The organism is Burkholderia sp. Ac-20344 (assembly GCF_017104975.1).
GTDB lineage: Bacteria > Pseudomonadota > Gammaproteobacteria > Burkholderiales > Burkholderiaceae > Burkholderia.
Genome location: NZ_JAAGPP010000368.1, coordinates 1 through 1,186, shown reverse-complemented (window position 1 = coordinate 1,186; position 1,186 = coordinate 1). Strand labels below are relative to the sequence as shown.

The 1,186-nt window shown below is 61.9% G+C and carries 1 protein-coding gene; it reads left to right on the top strand.

The genetic code is table 11. The features are described 5' to 3' along the window. The first annotated feature begins 214 nt into the window (after window positions 1-214). A complete protein-coding gene (locus tag G3N64_RS39170) occupies window positions 215-1,159 on the top strand; it encodes an IS110 family transposase (RefSeq protein WP_205788902.1) in 945 nt (314 codons plus the stop codon). Window positions 1,160-1,186: the final 27 nt, after the last annotated feature.

Sequence of the window (1,186 nt, the reverse complement as noted above, 5' to 3'; positions counted from 1 at the left end):
GTCTCCTTATATCTTCAATTTGCTTCAAACTTCAGTTGTAGTCCGCCGTCAGGCGGGCTGCTTTACCGGTTGGCGGCCGTGGTACAGCTTGTGTCTCCTGCGAGCCATCAAGCTCGAACACCAGCTCAAGGCGTGTCACGGCTGCCTCGTTTAACGCCATCCCGAATGGTTGATTGATCTCATTTCGCATCTATAAGGCTGGGAGCCGATGAACATGAGCCAACCGGTTTTCGTAGGTATCGATGTCGCCAAGGACAGCGTCGAGGTGTGCTGCTCGGACGCCTCGACTCACTCGTTTGAGAACACCGAAGCCGGGCAAGCAAAGTTGCAGCGCTGGTTGCGGCGCAAATCCGTTGCGTTGGTCATACTTGAAGCCACGGGCGGCTACGAGCGGGCCTGCGCGGTGGCGCTGGCCGGCGCGGGTTTGCCCGTTTCGGTCATCAACCCGCGCCAGGCCCGTGATTTCGCGCGAGCCATGGGGCGGCTGGCCAAGACCGACCGCCTTGACGCGCGCGCACTGGCCGAATTCGCCGCCGTATTGCATGCGCAAGGTCATCAGCCACGGCCGCTGGCCAGCGAGGAACAACGGGAGCTCGTCGCACTCGTCACCCGCCGTCGGCAGTTGGTCGCCATGCTGGTTTCCGAGCGGCAGCGACTGGCCGTGGCCCATGAGCGCGCCCGCGCAAGCATCGAAGCCATGATCGAGGCACTGCTCAGTCAGTTGGCCGACATCGATAACGACGTCCAGCATGTTCTTCAGGAGCGCTACGCCGACCTGTCGGCTTTGCTGCAATCGGTCAAGGGCGTCGGCCCGACTACCGCCAGCACGCTCATCGCGGAGTTGCCCGAACTCGGACACCTCACGCGCAAGCAGATCACCAGTCTGGCTGGACTTGCGCCAATCAATCGCGATTCGGGCACCTTGCGCGGACAGCGTCATATCTTCGGCGGCCGCGCCAGCGTGCGACGCGTACTCTACGTCGCCGCACTGGTCGCCACGCGCTTCAATCCGCTTATCCGTGCCTGCTACCTGAGACTGGTCGCTGCCGGCAAACCCAAAAAGGTCGCTCTCGTCGCATGCATGCGCAAGCTGCTCATCACGCTCAACGCCATCGCTCGAACGGGACAGCGCTGGCAAGCGGATTTCAACTGCGCATGACATGTTCGGTCTCAAGATGGTTGCTGG

Coding starts and splice junctions, on each gene's coding strand:
- G3N64_RS39170 (WP_205788902.1), top strand. CDS start 215: ATGAGCCAACCGGTTTTCGTAGGTATCGATGTCGCCAAGGACAGCGTC.